Genomic DNA, 14,489 nt, shown 5'->3' on the forward strand with positions numbered 1-14,489 from the left:
GGACTTCGTTCCGGCCCGGGCCTCATGGATTATTTGTGCGGCGTCGTTCCTGCCCACACCATCGCATCTTCCATCAGGCGATTCTGAATATCGTTGGTGAAGATTCTGTCGCCGTGCCCCATGTTCATGTAAAGCATGCGATAGCGCGTATTGGTCCACATCACCGGAAGATCTCCGCCGCGTACGACATCCTTCATGCCCAGCGGATAGTTCGACGGCGACAGGGTCAGAAGAACCTTCACGTCCTTGTTCTGGCGCGGTGACGGCTGCCAGATATACCACTCGTTCGCAGGCGCGGCGAAGCTCGCGGGAAGATGCCGTGTCACCGGATCCTTGGGATCGTCGACTGTAAGAGTAACTGGCATCGGAGGCCAGTTATTGCCATGGAAGACTCCGCCCCCAAGAAAGCTGACGAACCATGGCCAGTGGGTATCTTTGTCGTTATAGGCGGCGATATGAAACCCGAGCCATCCCCCGCCATGCTCCATGTATTGCTCGAATGCGCTTCGCTGTTGTGGCGTATGTGGAAAATCATCCAGCCAAACAATCAGCTGATATCCCGCCAGCTTTGCGGCATTCATGTCGTCCCAGTTCGTGGTTGTCGCGAACTCGAATTTGTCTCTCTCGCCAGCATCTTTGTAGAACTGGATCGCCTGATGAGCAAAGTCCACGTGATCGTGTTCAACGGTCTCCGAATAAAACGCAAGCACATGAAACTTCGCCTGCTGTGCGTGAGCAGTGGCGTTGTCGTTCCCCTGCGCAACCGTCGAGGCGGCACAGGCGATCATCATCAAGGCGGTCACGCGCCAGCAAAACCCTCGCATCTTTCGAGAGACCTCATGGGGTGAGATAAGCTTCAGCTGCAAGACGGCGGTCAAGCAGGATCATAACTTGCTAAAATCGTATTCCATTGTAGACAAACGTTTGCTTCATAAACACAATCTCCGCGTCTGCAACGAGAGGACCTGGATGCGGCATCGTTCCCTGAGCGTTTTGATGGCATTGTGCATGCTGGCTGGCGGCGCTGCTTCCGCGCAGATGTCTCCACCGCAGACCGGGCTCATCAACCGCGATGCTTCGGTCTACAATCAGAAGACCGGAAAGATTTATCTCGTCGATTCCTCTCACGACGCAGTGGTCGTTCTTGCTCCCGCAAAACCTCCAGTGAAGATCAAAGTCGGCAGCGAGCCCATTGCCCTCGCGCTGAACCCTCGCACTGAAAAGATCTATGTGGTCGACTCCGCCAGCCGTTCTGTATCGGTCATCGATGGCCGCACGGATAAAACGATTGCTACGATCCCCACCGCGGCACGTCCCTATGCAATCGCGGTCGACGAGGCAGCAAACAAAGTCTACGTCTCAAATACCTTCAGCGACATGCTTACGGTGATCGATGGCCAGAACGATACGGCAACCAATCTTCGGACTGGCTCAGCCGATGCCATTCTTGTGGACTCTGATCGTAAGCGCGTCTATCTCCTCGGGTACGAGAGCGATACCCTCACAGAGCTCAATTCTGTTACAGGAGCCCTGACAAAGCTTCCAGGCGGAGCCATGCATCTCTGGGGAATGGCTCGGCAAGGGAAGACCCTTTACATATCCCACGTTCAGGATGCGAATATCGCCGCCATCGACCTGGAAAGCCATGCAGTACTTGATTTGCCTGCCGGAGCCATGCCATGCGCGATTGCAGTCGGCAAGACGACGGGGCTAGTCTACGTCGCCAACTATGCCGACGGTACAGTCAGTATCCTCGACAAGGACAGAAGATTAGCCACCGTAGCGGTTTCAGCTCATCCACAGGCACTTACGCTGGACGAAGACACGGGTCTTCTTTATGCAGCCAGCCCCCAGCAAAATACCGTAACTGTAATCGATACAAAGACGCGCCTCGTCAGCCGGACCTATCGCGATCTGGATCATCCCTATGCCATCGCGTTCAACCCATCCACGCACGAGGCCTTCTCCGTGAACCTCGGCGGCTCTCCTTTCACGGCTTTGCAACATCCCTGACGCACTGCTGACACCTGGCGTCAGCAGGATGCCGATTTTTGGTTGCCTCCTGGTACCAACCTGCATCCAACGACTGAGCGGTTCAGACCGCAGAACATAGGGAAGGGAATTTTTCATAGTGCCTACTACCCCAGCGGTCTCTGACTCGCTTTCTCCATTTCGCGAGTCGTTATTCTCCCCATCGCCCGCAGACGCTGTCGCCGCCGAGGTTCGCGCCGGTCTCACCAGCACTCCAAAGACTCTCTCTCCCTGGCTCTTCTACGACGAGCAAGGCTCCCGTCTCTTCGAGCAGATCACAGAGCTTCCGGAGTACTACCTCACGCGCGCCGAGCGCCATCTCTTCACCTCACATGCGGATGAGATCATCGGGCTCGCAGCCGAACCTACTGGAACCGATCCCGCGCCGATGCTTACACTCATCGAGCTCGGAGCAGGTACCGCCACCAAGACTGGCATTCTTCTCGCTGCAGCGGTTCGCCGCCAGCGCACCGTCGTCTATCAGCCGGTCGATGTCTCCGATACGGCGCTTGCCGAAGCCACCGAAAATATTCGATCCAATATTCCCGGGGTGACCGTGCGATGCCAGGTCGCCGACTATACAACCCAGGCCCTGCCGTTGAATCGCCTTCCCAATACCCGAACGCTCGCGCTTTACATTGGCTCCAGCATCGGTAACTTCTCACCGCGTGACGCCCGCGACGTTCTCCGCAACCTTCGCGCGCAGCTTCTTCCCGGAGACAAACTTCTGCTCGGTACCGATCTGGCTCCTGGAGAGGGAAAGAGTGTTGCCCAGCTCCTCGCAGCCTATAACGATGCCTCGGGAACAACCGCTGACTTCAACCACAATGTGCTCCTCCGGCTCAATCGCGAGTTAGGCTGTGACTTCAAACTTGATGCCTTCGAACATGATGCGCGCTGGAACGCCGTTGAATCCCGCATCGAGATGCATCTTGTCTCCCGCGCTGAACAGCGGGTCCATATCCCGGCCAACTCTGCAGGTCCCGCGCTCAAGATCCATTTCGCCGCCGGAGAAACGATTCATACCGAGAACAGCCATAAGTTCACTCCCGGCCGTATCCGCGAACTGCTCCAGTCAGCAGGCTTCGCGCTAACCCAAACCTGGGATAACTCCAGGCATCTCTTCGCGGTGAGTCTGGCGACGGCGATCTAGGGCTTCACGCTCTTCGCCACTCTCCGCTTTTGCCGCCGCTTTTGCTGACGAGTTCAACCTCGCGAATCCGGATTCCCTTGTCGAGGGCCTTCGTCATGTCGTAGACCGTGAGCGCGGCGATGGAGGCGGCAGTCATCGCCTCCATCTCCACGCCGGTGCCTGCCACAGTTGCTGCGGTCGCTTCAATCTTGACGCCTCCCTCAACAATCCTTGCCTCGACGTCGACAAAGCTCAGCGCCAGAGGATGGCACATCGGAATCAGGGAGGCGGTCTGCTTCGCGGCCTGGATTCCCGCAAATCGCGCTACTTCAAGCGGGTTTCCCTTCGGGTTCTCGGGCAGCGCCGCGAGAGCCTCCGGCGACAGTTCCACGAAAGCCCGGGCCTTCGCCTCGCGCCGGGTCGCGGGCTTCGCACCCACGTCCACCATGTGAGCCTGGCCCTCATCGTCATAGTGCGATAACTTCATTTCTTGAAATGCCTCCAAAACATCGTAAGAGTACAGGGATGCCAGCTGCGATCGCTTAGCGCAGAAGAACGGTAATCACATCGCCGGGCTTGAAGCTCTCGACCTTATCAGGCAGGACCGCATAGCAATTTGCTCGAGCATTCGCCGCCATATCCCCCGAGCCCTGCCAGACCACCAGCCTCACCTCGGGTCGTATTCTGTTTGGGGTTAACCTTGCAGGCAGAACCCGCGTCAATCCTGGCTTGCCCGGAACATCGTCGGCCAGTGTTGCCTGCACAAAACAAGGTCCTTCGACCTTCGTTCCACGCAGCGCTCTCAGCATCGGTTCTACAAAGCAGGTGAAGGTGACCTGCGTGGAGACCGGATTTCCCGGCAGTCCGAAGAAGGGTACAGGGGGCATTCCATCCAGCTCGGGCAGGCGCCCAAAGACCACGGGCTTGCCCGGCTGCATTCGCACGCCGGTAAAGAAGAACTCGGCTCCAAACGACAGCAGCACCTCTTCCACAAGATCGTATTCGCCCATCGAGACGCCTCCCGTAAGCAGCATCAGGTCGGATCTTCGCGCCCTCCGGATCGCATGCTCCAGCTCTTCGCGGCGGTCCGGAGCGACCGGTTGCCGCAGGGGGCGTCCTCCAGCCCGGCCCACCAGCGCTGCCAGCCCATAGCTGTTGGAGTTGCGTATCTGCTCCGGGCCTGGGGTCTCCAGCACATCCACCAGCTCATCGCCGGTTGCGAGGATGGATACGCCGGGCTTTTGAAATACCTCAAGCATCGCCGCTCCGCACGCTGCGGCGAGTGCAACGGCAGCAGCATCCATCTCCGTGCCTGCTGCCAGCACGATATCGCCTGCCCTCGCCTCGCTTCCGCGGGGAACGATATTCTCGCCCGCAACGGTTCGACGACCGTCCGTCAAGCGAATCGCCTTCCTCTCCAGCGAGTCGTTTCGCTCCACGTGCTCCAGCATCACCACCGCATCCAGGTCAGTGGGAACCGGTGCTCCCGTCATAATCTCGAGCGTCTGATGGGGAGCCAGCGAGCCCTCCCACCGCCTCCCCGCCTGAACCTGGCCGGCCACCTCCAGCCACATTCCCGTCATAACCTCTTCGGCTCGGACGGCGTAGCCATCTCGCGTCGAACGATCGAAGGGCGGCTGATCGCGATCCGCCAACACAGGAGTGGCTAATACGCGCCCCATGGATTCGGTGAGTGCCACGGTCTCAATCGCCTGTCGCCCGACGTTTGCCGCTTGCGACAAAACCGTGGTCATGGCCTCATCGAAGCTCACCACGCGCTCATCGTGCCCCCCGCCGCGCACACTGGCCGATCGCATCCTCAAATCCTTCCCTGGCAAAGCCCAGCTTATCGCAAAAGCAAAGGCCCCGGCTTTGCGCCGAGGCCTCTGTTCTGCAGTCGAGGAATCTACTTCTTCTTGCCTGCCTTGTAGCTGGATTTAACTTCAGCTCCAATTCCCGAAAGAATGCCCTTTACCTCTTCCGAGCGAGGACCGTCCGGCACCAGCTCGAGATACTGCTGATAGGCTTCCACGCATCCCGGAGGCGCAGTGATCTTCTGCGTCTTCGGATCCACCGTGGCTTTTGGAATCAGCGCCTGGCCTTTGATGTAATACGCATCGGCGCGCTTTGGATCGGCAGCGATGGCCTTATCGGCCGCCGCGGCCGACTCGTCCAGCTTGCCTGCGTTATACAGGGTGGCCGCTTCGTTGTAGAAGTACATGCCGGCGTTCGCGGGCTGAGCCTTGGCAGCTTCCTCATACGCGGTGGAAGCTCCCGCACCATCGCCGCCCTTCGCCAGCGCCTGTCCCATCTGGTTGTAGGCGGCAGCAGCGGTTTCAATATTCGGCTTCTTCGACGCCGCATTGGCATCGACGGCCTTCTTGTACGAAGCGGCTGCTTCCGTGTACTTGGCCTGGACCGCCGGATCCGTCGGCTTGCCTGCTGCCTTGGCCGTCTTCGCCTCCGCATCAGCCGAGCCAAGCTGCGCATCGCCCAACGCTACCCACAGGATGCCCTCATCCGGCTTCTGCGTGGTCGCCTGCTGCATTGCGGTAATGGCAGGTTCAAAGTTCCCCGCCTTCGTGTCCGCGCGCGCCTGGGTCAGAAGTGTATTCAGATTCGCGATCTTCGCATTGGCTGCCGACGCCTCGGAGTTCTTCTTCTTGAACTCCTCCAGCTGCTTCTTCTCCTCCGGAGTCATCTTGTCGAGGTACTCCTTACGGGTCATATCGAAATTCAGGGGATGATCCTCGCCTGCGGCAAAGGTGATGTTGTCGAGAAAATCCACGCTCTTGTCATCGACGAAGACGATCGCAACGTAGCTTCCCGGCGCAATCCCCGAACCCTTGAAATTTCCCGACGGGTCGATCTCAAAGGTGTTTGTATATTTGCGGCTCTTCTCGTCGCCGCTTCGATCCTGCGTCAGCTTGACCTGGCCTTTGGGCAACGGAGAGCCGACAGCGTTGTTTACATGTCCGTGAACACTGGCCGGTGCCGGTTGTGCCCATCCGTTCTGTGCCGCGACAGCGAGCACAAGCGCCAGGCAGGCTCCCAGCCCCACGCTCCACTTTCTTCCAATACGATTCATCGTTCGTTCTCCTGGTTTCAGTTCTCGGCTGACCTGCCATTAGCCGGTCATGGTTGATTCTCAAAACTTTGCGGATTGTTGCTAAACGTTAGATGCCGCTTTTGAGCCGGCATAGGGTATAGGATCTGTGGCCCCGGCCTCGCGAAATGCCCTCAGGCGCAGGACGCAGCTTTCGCAGACCCCGCATGCCTCCCGCGAACCGGAATAGCATGACCAACTTACATGGAAGGGAGCGCCCAGTTCAACTCCCAGCCGCACGATCTCGCTCTTCTTCATATGAATCAGCGGTGTTTCCACCCGGATATCGCCCGCCTTCGTCCCCTGACGAATCAACTCGTTGAATGCGTCGTAATACGCAGGGCGGCAGTCAGGATAGCCCGAACTGTCCTGCTCCACAGCACCGATAACAATCTTTCCCGCTCCCACAACCTCGGCCCAGCTCACGGCCGCCGAAAGAAAGTGCGCATTGCGGAACGGAACATACGTTACCGGGACCTCAGCTCCAATGGCCGCCTCCTCCGCTGGAGCGTCCGGGACGGCAATCGTCTCATCCGTCAGTGCCGATCCTCCAATCCTCCGGAACAGATCCATCTTCAGGGGCAGGAACTCCTTCGCTCCGGTCAGCCGCGCAATCTGCTCCGCCGACGCCAGCTCCTTCTCCTCGGTTCTCTGCCCATAACTGAAGTGCAGCACATAGACGTCATACTCCTTCGCCGCCAGCGCTGCGCACACCGTGGAATCCATACCTCCGGAGAGGCAAAGCACCGCCTTGGGGCGCAGATTCGTATCGTTTGCAGCCGTCATTCTGCCTCGTCCTCCGACTCTTCCGAAGCTTCCTCCGGCTCCCCGTCCTCTGCATCCCGGGTTGCCAAAAGCTCGCGAACCGCGCTCTCATCCTTCTTATGCACCAGCAGTCTCGCGCGAAACGCGGCGCCCAGCAGATGATTGGCGTTCTCTCCCTGCAGAAAGCATTCAAACCCGGCGGACTCGATCATTCCCTTCGCCATCTGCGCCTCCACCGGGTCTTCGAACCGAGCCACGGTTACCATCCGGTCCGGCTCAAACGCTTCTGTTGTGGTCAAATCATCCATCGCTGTCCCTCACTTCGTCTCATACGACTGCAGCTTTGCGGTAATCGTGCCCCAGAACAGGCTCGCCCGCACCTGCACCGGGATGTGCCGGGCATCGTCCGTATACCAGATCCAGATCTTTCCCCGGTTCTTCACCACGCCTTCATCGGCGGTCGGCTGCACCCGTACCGTCTGGAAGGTTCCGGCCGGGGTCTTGATCTCCTCCTTGGCCTCCACCTTCATCGTCACCGTGACTGTTCGCATCGAGTCAGCCAGCGGGAACCGAAAATCCTGACCCACCACCAGCGGATGCGACCCCGCATAAAAAATCGCCGACAGGGAATCGGTCACGCACGCCGGAATCGAAGCCGTCAGCTGCTTGGTCGTGCCTTTTACAAGATTGCGTTCAACCAGCGTCTGCTTGCCTTGGCTGTAGTTGAAGCTCAGATCGCTTGAGATCTTCCTGCGCCCCTCAAGAGTCTGCTTCGAGAATCCCGTGGAGCAGCCCGTCTTGTTATCGAAGGCAGATTGAAACTTGTCTGCCACCGGAAACAGCATCGTGACTCCGCCGACCGTATCGGCGCTCGCCGTAATCTTTTGCGTTGTCCCCTGCTGTTCCACCTGGAAGGTCGCGACGGCGGCCGTAAACACGCGCCAGTCGACCGTGTAGGTAAGCGCCTGCTTCGTCGGAAAGGTGTACCCCGCAGGAGGAGGCTCCAGCGTTGGAATCGTAACCGGCTGTGGAGGAGGAAAGAATCGTTGCGACAGCGACTGTGCCGTGCATGCCAGACACGACAGCCAGAGAAGAATCGGGAGACAAAATACCGGGGAACGTTTCGACAGGGCTAACTCACAGATTTGGAATGGAACGGTTAAAGATAAAACCCGCTGTGCAATTCGTCTACCGGCATCGCTTGCAAATTAAAATTCCAGATCAGGCTCAGGCTGCTCTCTGGCAGTCTTCAGGGCGTCCCGTATTCCGCTATCGCGGAAGCAGGAGACGCGCAGCCAGCGCCGCATAAAGTGCCGCAGCGCCCATACATGCATTGTACTCGCGATGGTGGAGATATCTCTCGCGAGAGAACCGTCCCGGAGGCAGGTCGCTCTTCGCCCGGGTCAGGCGAGGAAGAAGCCGGGGAACCTGCCGGGCATAATCGTCGAATCCTTCAAAGTGCGTCCTCAGATACTCCTCCTCCGACCGGATCGTCGGAAGATAGATAGCCAGAAAGCCCACCGCCAGCGCGAGGAAGATCACCCAGCTCCCTGACGCCCATGCAAATCCGAAAGCGATCATCATCGAGCCCAGATACAGCGGATTGCGCGTATATGCATACGGCCCTGTGCGCGTCAGCTCCGCGTTCTTCTTCACGTACCCCGCAGCATAGCCGCGCAACCATACTCCTGGCGCCACCAGAAGGAGACTCAGCAGCATCAGCTTCCATGTCGGCCGCGCCAGCCAAAGGAACATTGCCGCAAACAGAAACCCCAGCGGCACGCGGATCCGCCGGGCGATGCGCTGCCAACTGCTTCGTTCGCTCACTCCTCTACCTTATCTCGTTTACTGCCAGTCCCGACCCCCAGGCATAGGACCATGCTGAAAAACTCCGTTTTGCTAAAACTCGCACCACAAAAAAACTCGCACCACAAAGGTGTCATCCTGAGCGGAGCGCAGCGCAGTCGAAGAGCCTGCCCTGAGCGAAGCCGAACGGGACCTGCGGTTGTATTTCGCCACGCCGACCGAAGCAACCAAACCTATCGTGAGTTGGGGGCCCTCAGCAGCTCCAAAGCAGCCGCCACAACCTCATCCACAGTAATCGCCAGCAAGCCTGCCTCCGGCTCGGCCAGCCGCCGATGATCCCGCCGCTCCTCACCGTGACGAAGCACCCACGCTCGCGTTCCATAGGGCCCATTGCGTGCAGGGTCGGTGGGCCCAAACAGAGCCACCACAGGTCGCTCCAGAGCCGCAGCCAGGTGCAGCGGACCCGTATCCCCCGCAATCACCACGCTCGCTCTCTTCGTCAACGCGACCAACTGCGGAAGGTCTCCTCCAGTCGCGGCGGCATAGCCCTCGCTCGATCGCACCACCTCGTCGGCAACGGGATCGCTTCCGCCTGCCGAGTTCACCAGAGCGCGGATCCCTCGACGCCCCAGCTCTGCCGCAACTGCGCCGAACCGCTCCGCCGGCCACTGCTTCGCTCCCCATCCCGCCGCAGGGGCGATCAGGACGAAGGGTCCGCCTTGGGGGAGCAATCGCTCCAGCGTCGTGTCGCAGGTCTGCTCCGCTGCCACATCGATAGGAAAACCAATCGGCTCCGGCCGCAGCTTCAATCCCGCCGCGGCACCCAGCAACTCGCATCCCTGCTCGATCACATGCGGAGCAGTCACGCCGAAAGCTCTTTTATACAGCCATCGCGCCGGACCTTCCCGGGGATCGGCAGGACCCGCGAACTCTAGTGCTCCCGCCATCCTTCCGATCACCGCCGACCGGATCGATCCCTGCATATCCACACAGAGATCGAATCTGCCGTCCCGTAGCTCTCGCCGCAAGGAAGCGATCTCCCCCAGCGTCTCCCGGGAGACAGACCGTTGCTTCCATCTTCGGGTAGCGGCGATATAGGTCTGGTCCACCAGCGGTGTCGCTGCGGAATCCCCGCTGACGGCCTTCAGAAGGGGAATCCATCTCGGTTCCACCACCCAGCCGATCCTCCACTCCGGATGCGTTTTTTTTAGCGCCGCCACCGCCGGCATCGCATGCAACACATCGCCCATCGCGCCGATGCGCACGATCAGTACTCGCCGGCCCTCGCCAACGTCGGCTAAAGAATGGTCCCGTGTCGCCAAGCGCTCATTTTCTCATGGCCGCTCCGGGGCCTTTCTGCGGTCCATCTCCGAGACCATTCTCACCAGTTGCGCCATGGCCTCCTTCTCATCGACCAGCTCTATCTTCAGCCGTGCGATGATCACCGGTCCCACCGTCTCCAGGCGCTCACGCATCGCCGGCGTCAGCTTGACCGCATCCTTCTCGGTCGTCACGAAACCGTTGGCGCCGCGCTCCCGAGCGCGTTCCAGCACCCGCGTCATATCGCGCTCACTGTAAGGGTGGTGATCCGGGAATGTCACCGTCTCCAGCGGCTCGTACCGCGATCCCGTCAGCATCCGCGTGAAGTTGTCCGGCCGGGCAATTCCGCAGAACGCCAGGGGAAGGGTAGGCAGCTTCTCGTCGTTTTCCGTCAGCACCAGGCTGCGGCGGATCATCCATACCGAAAATCCGTCGCCCTTCTCCTGCAGTGCTTCGAGTACGCCCTTCATCCGCGACGCTTCATCCTCCCGCACAATAACCACGTCTGCTTCGCTGACGGCAGCGATCGGCTCGCGCAGGTTTCCCGCTGGCAGCAGGGAATCTTCCACATCCTCCAGCGTCAGCAGAACGATATCCACGCTGCGCGCCAGCTTCAGGTGCTGAAAGCCGTCATCGAGAAGGTGCACCCCAACCCTGTCGCCGCGCTTGTCCTGTTCCGCCAGCAGGCCCGCGCGGTAGCGGTCCACGCCGGCGAACACCGGCGATCCCGATCGCTGCGCCAGCAGAACCGGCTCATCCCCATGCCACGCCGGATCGTCATAGGGATCCACCCTTTCGGTCAGGTTTGAGGTTCGTCCGTATCCTCGTGTCAGGATGCTGACCGCATAGCCCCTTCGTCGCAGGATTCCCGACAGCATCGCCACCACTGGGGTCTTCCCCGCGCCTCCAACCGAGACGCTCCCCACACTGATCACCGGCGATGGCAGCCGCCTCTGCTTTCGCCAGCCCAACCCGTACATCCACCGCTTCGCCACCACCACCGCTCCATAGAGCGGCGATAGTGGGAGCAGCCAGCCCCTGCGCGCGCTCATGCCGATGTCCTGTTCAGCAGACCCAGCAGGGCATCCACGGTCCGCGCCGTCGCCCCCGCCTGCTCCGCAAACACCTTGCACCCTCGTTCGCCCATCTCCCGGGCCTTCTCTCCGTCCGTCAGCAAATCGATCATCGCTTCCGCCAGTCCTGTAGATTCGATGATCCGTATCGCTCCTGGGCCTCGCATTGCCTCCACGATCTCGCGAAAGTTCTCGCTTGACGGTCCCATCACCACCGGAATCCCGAACCGCGCCGGCTCAAGAGGATTGTGTCCTCCCGCAGGCACCAGACTCCCTCCCACAAACGCCACTGTACCCAGCGAATACACCGAGGCAAGGTCTCCGATCGTGTCCAGCAGAACAACTCCTTCGCGCCCGATCACATGCGCGCCAGACCGTAACTCGCTCGCTCGCACCACGTCGAACCCGGCTCCTTCCACCAGCCCCGCCACGACGTTGAATCGTTCCGGACGCCGAGGGGCGATCACCAGCACCGCATTCGGCTCCCTCTCCAGCACTTGCGGCCATGCCTTCAGCAGAATCTTCTCCTCGCCCTCCAGCGTGCTTCCCGCTACCACGACCTCAGCGCCCTCCGGAATCTTCTTTCGCAGCAGCGCGGTCATCTCGCTTTCGCCCGCAACCCTCACGTCATACTTCAGGTTCCCGCTTATACGAATCCGTTCCGGCAGAGCCCCAATGCGCGCCAGTCGCGCCTGATTCTCCTCGCTCTGCGCCAGAAACAGCGAGACACGCCGCAGAATCGGCTTCCATAGCCTCCTAAGGCGCAGATAGCGCGGAAGAGACCGGTCCGACACCCGCGCATTCACGACCGCAACCGTCACATTTTTCCCTTCGCATACATCCATCAGGTTCGGCCACAGCTCGCTCTCCATCAAAACCAGCAGCTCCGGATGCAGCACTCGTACATACCGCCGCACCAGAAACGCGAAGTCCAACGGAAGGTAAAACACCGGTGACTCGCTGCCGAACCGCTCACGCGCCAGCCGCTGCCCCGTCTCAGTCGTAGTGGAGACAGCAATAACCCATCCTGGCAGCGCTCTGCGCATCTCCCGCACCAGTTCCGTCGCCGCCATCACTTCGCCTACGGAAACCGCATGCAACCACACAACTTTACGCCCGGCGACCGCTTCCTGCATGCCGGTGGGTATGACGCCCAGCCGCCCTGCCAGGCCCGCGCGATATCGTCCACTGGTTGCCATGCGGGCCAGCCACCACGGTGCGCCAGCCACCAACGCCAACGCCAGCAGAGTGCTATAGACCGCCAGAATCAAACAATTCGTCCCCTTGTTTCCGGGTGTCCCAGCGAAGCGCTTTACCAGGTATCCCAGCGAAGATGATAATCAACTTACCCATGAAGTCCCACACTTTCCGCAGGTTACGAACGTTACTTCTGCTTGTTTTATTCGCTGGCACCCTTCCTCTGCCCATCCACGCAGGGGGTAAAAAGGCCCCACCCCCACGCCCCGCACGCGAATATGTCGCCGTCGACTCCCACCCCCAGGAGCACGTCACCGTCGCCATCGACCCCTGCACCAATCCCAGCGATTGCGACTTCTTCCGCCTCCCCTACATTCGCCACTCCCTTATTCCCGTCCGAGTCATCATCACCAACGACTCCGACTCTCCCCTCGACCTTAACGACGCCCGCATGCAGTTCATCTCCGCCAACCACGACAAGTTTCCCGCTGCCACCCTCGACGACCTCAACCGCCGTCTCTTCTCCGCCGAAAAGGCCGCAGGCCGCAAAGTCCCCATCGTTCCCATCCCCATTCCCGGGCGCCGCACCCCCATCGACAAGAAGATCACCGCGGACGACGATGACTTCGGCTTCAAATCGACCACGGTAACCGCTCATTCCACCTTGGCCGGCTACCTCTTCTACGACATCAAAGACCTCGACGAACCGCCCCTCAAAGACGCCGAGATCTACATCAAGATGATCCACACCTCAGGCGGCAAGGAGCTCTTTGCCTTCTCCATCCCCTTCAACAAGTGGCTCACCGCTCAGAAGACCGCCCAGGCCGCATCGAAGTCCGACTCGAAAGCCACACCCTAAATCTCCTATGAACACTTCCGAGCGTCCCACAGCCGATTCAGCCACTCCTTCCGGCGCGCAACTCCTCATCCGTCCAGCCACACCCGATGACGTTCCCGAAATGCTCGCCTTCATCCGCGAGCTCGCCGAGTACGAGCGCGCTCCCCAAGCCGCCGTAGCCACGGCTGAAGACCTCCTCCGCGACGGCTTCGGTCCACATCCGCTCTTTCAGTGCCTCATCGCCGAATGGGAAGGGAAGCCTGCGGCCATGGCCCTCTACTTCCCCTTCTACTCCACCTGGCGCGGCAACGCCGGCATCCACCTCGAAGACCTCTTCGTCCGCCCGCAGTTTCGCCGCAAGGGCATCGCGAAAGCCCTCTTCGCTCGCCTCGCCCAGATCACGCTCGAACGCGGCGACCGCTTCCAGTGGCACGTTCTCGGCTGGAACCAGCTCGCCATCGACTTCTACGAATCCATGGGAGCCCACATGTTAAGTGAGTGGCGCATCATGCGCATCGACGGCGAAGCTCTCAAAGCTTTAGCCAGCTCAGATGCCTGACTTGCCGTCTACCAGTAGCGCCTGCGGTATCCGTATCCATCCCAGTAATACCGCGTCCGCCAGTAAGGATCGTACGGCGTGTAATGGCCATACGGATATGGATAAGGGTAAGCTCCGTAGCCGTAGGGATAGTACCCGTAACCGTACCAGCGGCGGCGTGTGCTCAAAAAGAGGATCAGTAAGATCAGGCAAAGCATAACGACCTCGTAATCGGCGCATAATCATGCGCACGGTACAGAAATACGTCCTCCCTCCCGCACCGGTTCCCTTAAATCGCATCCGTAGAAGCTCAAGATCGATCCGAGAGACAACAGAACCAACGAAAAAGATCAAGTTATCGGCGGAGGTCTCGACGGTCCGGAAACAACCCTCCAGGCCGTATCCCTTGGCTGCGAAGCGCTTCACGCCTTAGCGAGCAAGGTCACCTCGCATGGCGTCCCGACAACAGGAGCAACCTGCATGACGCACTCCGTTCGCCCTGTCTCCACATAGCCGCAGATTAGCCGCTGAATTACCCACGGCACGACAGACACGGCGGAAGATGACGCTTGACGCAAATTCCCAACCACTCTACGTTTGAGGCGCTGCTTAGCAGGCCTTCGCAGTGTTGACCCGCTGAAGTGCAACCTCCCCTCCCAGTCCGGCTCTGGGCCCAATCCCTA

Annotated in this window: 16 protein-coding genes; 4 read left to right on the forward strand and 12 right to left on the reverse strand. The window is 60.0% G+C overall.

Translation table 11 applies throughout. The annotated features are described in order from the left end of the window. Positions 1 to 29: 29 nt before the first annotated feature. Positions 30 to 824 (reverse strand): ThuA domain-containing protein, encoded by a 795-nt coding sequence (locus AC5S26_RS09175; protein ID WP_494184548.1) that lies wholly within the window; start codon positions 822 to 824, stop codon positions 30 to 32. Positions 825 to 969: 145 nt separating this feature from the next. Between AC5S26_RS09175 and AC5S26_RS09180 the strand changes: the two genes are divergently transcribed. Together AC5S26_RS09180 and egtD are read left to right on the forward strand one after the other, a co-directional pair. After that, on the forward strand, positions 970 to 2,013 hold the full coding sequence (locus AC5S26_RS09180; protein WP_494184549.1) for a YncE family protein: 1,044 nt from the start codon (positions 970 to 972) through the stop codon (positions 2,011 to 2,013). A gap of 118 nt (positions 2,014 to 2,131) precedes the next feature. Further along, complete coding sequence (egtD, locus tag AC5S26_RS09185; RefSeq protein ID WP_494184550.1) at positions 2,132 to 3,184, forward strand: L-histidine N(alpha)-methyltransferase; 1,053 nt, start codon at positions 2,132 to 2,134, stop codon at positions 3,182 to 3,184. Between the two features lie 4 nt (positions 3,185 to 3,188). Here egtD and moaC read toward each other — a convergent pair whose 3' ends face one another. The 10 genes from moaC to AC5S26_RS09235 all read right to left on the reverse strand — a co-directional run bounded on the left by moaC (position 3,189) and on the right by AC5S26_RS09235 (position 12,504). Further along, entirely contained in the window at positions 3,189 to 3,650 is a 462-nt protein-coding gene (gene moaC / locus AC5S26_RS09190; RefSeq protein ID WP_494184551.1) for a cyclic pyranopterin monophosphate synthase MoaC, read from the reverse strand. A 55-nt stretch (positions 3,651 to 3,705) separates the two neighbouring features. Beyond that, positions 3,706 to 4,980 (reverse strand): molybdopterin molybdotransferase MoeA, encoded by a 1,275-nt coding sequence (locus AC5S26_RS09195; protein WP_494184552.1) that lies wholly within the window; start codon positions 4,978 to 4,980, stop codon positions 3,706 to 3,708. 89 nt (positions 4,981 to 5,069) lie between these two features. Then, positions 5,070 to 6,251, reverse strand: coding sequence for a carboxypeptidase-like regulatory domain-containing protein (locus AC5S26_RS09200; protein WP_494184553.1), 1,182 nt, complete (start codon positions 6,249 to 6,251; stop codon positions 5,070 to 5,072). Positions 6,252 to 6,332: 81 nt separating this feature from the next. Beyond that, entirely contained in the window at positions 6,333 to 7,055 is a 723-nt protein-coding gene (queC, locus tag AC5S26_RS09205; protein WP_494184554.1) for a 7-cyano-7-deazaguanine synthase QueC, read from the reverse strand. Next, on the reverse strand, positions 7,052 to 7,342 hold the full coding sequence (locus AC5S26_RS09210) for a putative signal transducing protein (protein ID WP_494184555.1): 291 nt from the start codon (positions 7,340 to 7,342) through the stop codon (positions 7,052 to 7,054). The genes queC and AC5S26_RS09210 overlap by 4 nt, the downstream gene beginning before the upstream one ends. 9 nt (positions 7,343 to 7,351) lie before the next feature. Next, positions 7,352 to 8,119, reverse strand: a complete 768-nt coding sequence (locus AC5S26_RS09215; RefSeq protein WP_494184628.1) for a DUF3108 domain-containing protein — start codon at positions 8,117 to 8,119, stop codon at positions 7,352 to 7,354. Between the two features lie 184 nt (positions 8,120 to 8,303). Next, a complete protein-coding gene (locus tag AC5S26_RS09220; RefSeq protein WP_494184556.1) occupies positions 8,304 to 8,861 on the reverse strand; it encodes a methyltransferase family protein in 558 nt (185 codons plus the stop codon). A gap of 212 nt (positions 8,862 to 9,073) precedes the next feature. After that, a complete protein-coding gene (waaC, locus tag AC5S26_RS09225) occupies positions 9,074 to 10,162 on the reverse strand; it encodes a lipopolysaccharide heptosyltransferase I (protein WP_494184557.1) in 1,089 nt (362 codons plus the stop codon). A 12-nt stretch (positions 10,163 to 10,174) separates the two neighbouring features. Beyond that, positions 10,175 to 11,212: a tetraacyldisaccharide 4'-kinase gene (gene lpxK, locus AC5S26_RS09230; protein ID WP_494184558.1), complete on the reverse strand. Its 1,038-nt coding sequence runs from the start codon at positions 11,210 to 11,212 to the stop codon at positions 10,175 to 10,177. Then, complete coding sequence (locus AC5S26_RS09235; RefSeq protein ID WP_494184559.1) at positions 11,209 to 12,504, reverse strand: 3-deoxy-D-manno-octulosonic acid transferase; 1,296 nt, start codon at positions 12,502 to 12,504, stop codon at positions 11,209 to 11,211. The genes lpxK and AC5S26_RS09235 overlap by 4 nt, the downstream gene beginning before the upstream one ends. A gap of 80 nt (positions 12,505 to 12,584) precedes the next feature. Here AC5S26_RS09235 and AC5S26_RS09240 point away from each other — a divergent pair, with 80 nt between their 5' ends. Together AC5S26_RS09240 and AC5S26_RS09245 are read left to right on the forward strand one after the other, a co-directional pair. After that, positions 12,585 to 13,289, forward strand: a complete 705-nt coding sequence (locus AC5S26_RS09240) for a hypothetical protein (protein ID WP_494184560.1) — start codon at positions 12,585 to 12,587, stop codon at positions 13,287 to 13,289. 7 nt (positions 13,290 to 13,296) lie between these two features. Then, entirely contained in the window at positions 13,297 to 13,827 is a 531-nt protein-coding gene (locus tag AC5S26_RS09245; RefSeq protein WP_494184561.1) for a GNAT family N-acetyltransferase, read from the forward strand. 8 nt (positions 13,828 to 13,835) lie between these two features. On the opposite strand, the gene AC5S26_RS09250 is transcribed toward AC5S26_RS09245, so the two are convergent. Continuing rightward, positions 13,836 to 14,024: a hypothetical protein gene (locus AC5S26_RS09250; protein ID WP_494184562.1), complete on the reverse strand. Its 189-nt coding sequence runs from the start codon at positions 14,022 to 14,024 to the stop codon at positions 13,836 to 13,838. Positions 14,025 to 14,489 lie beyond the last annotated feature (465 nt).

The organism is Edaphobacter sp. FHG110511_03, from assembly GCF_059115365.1.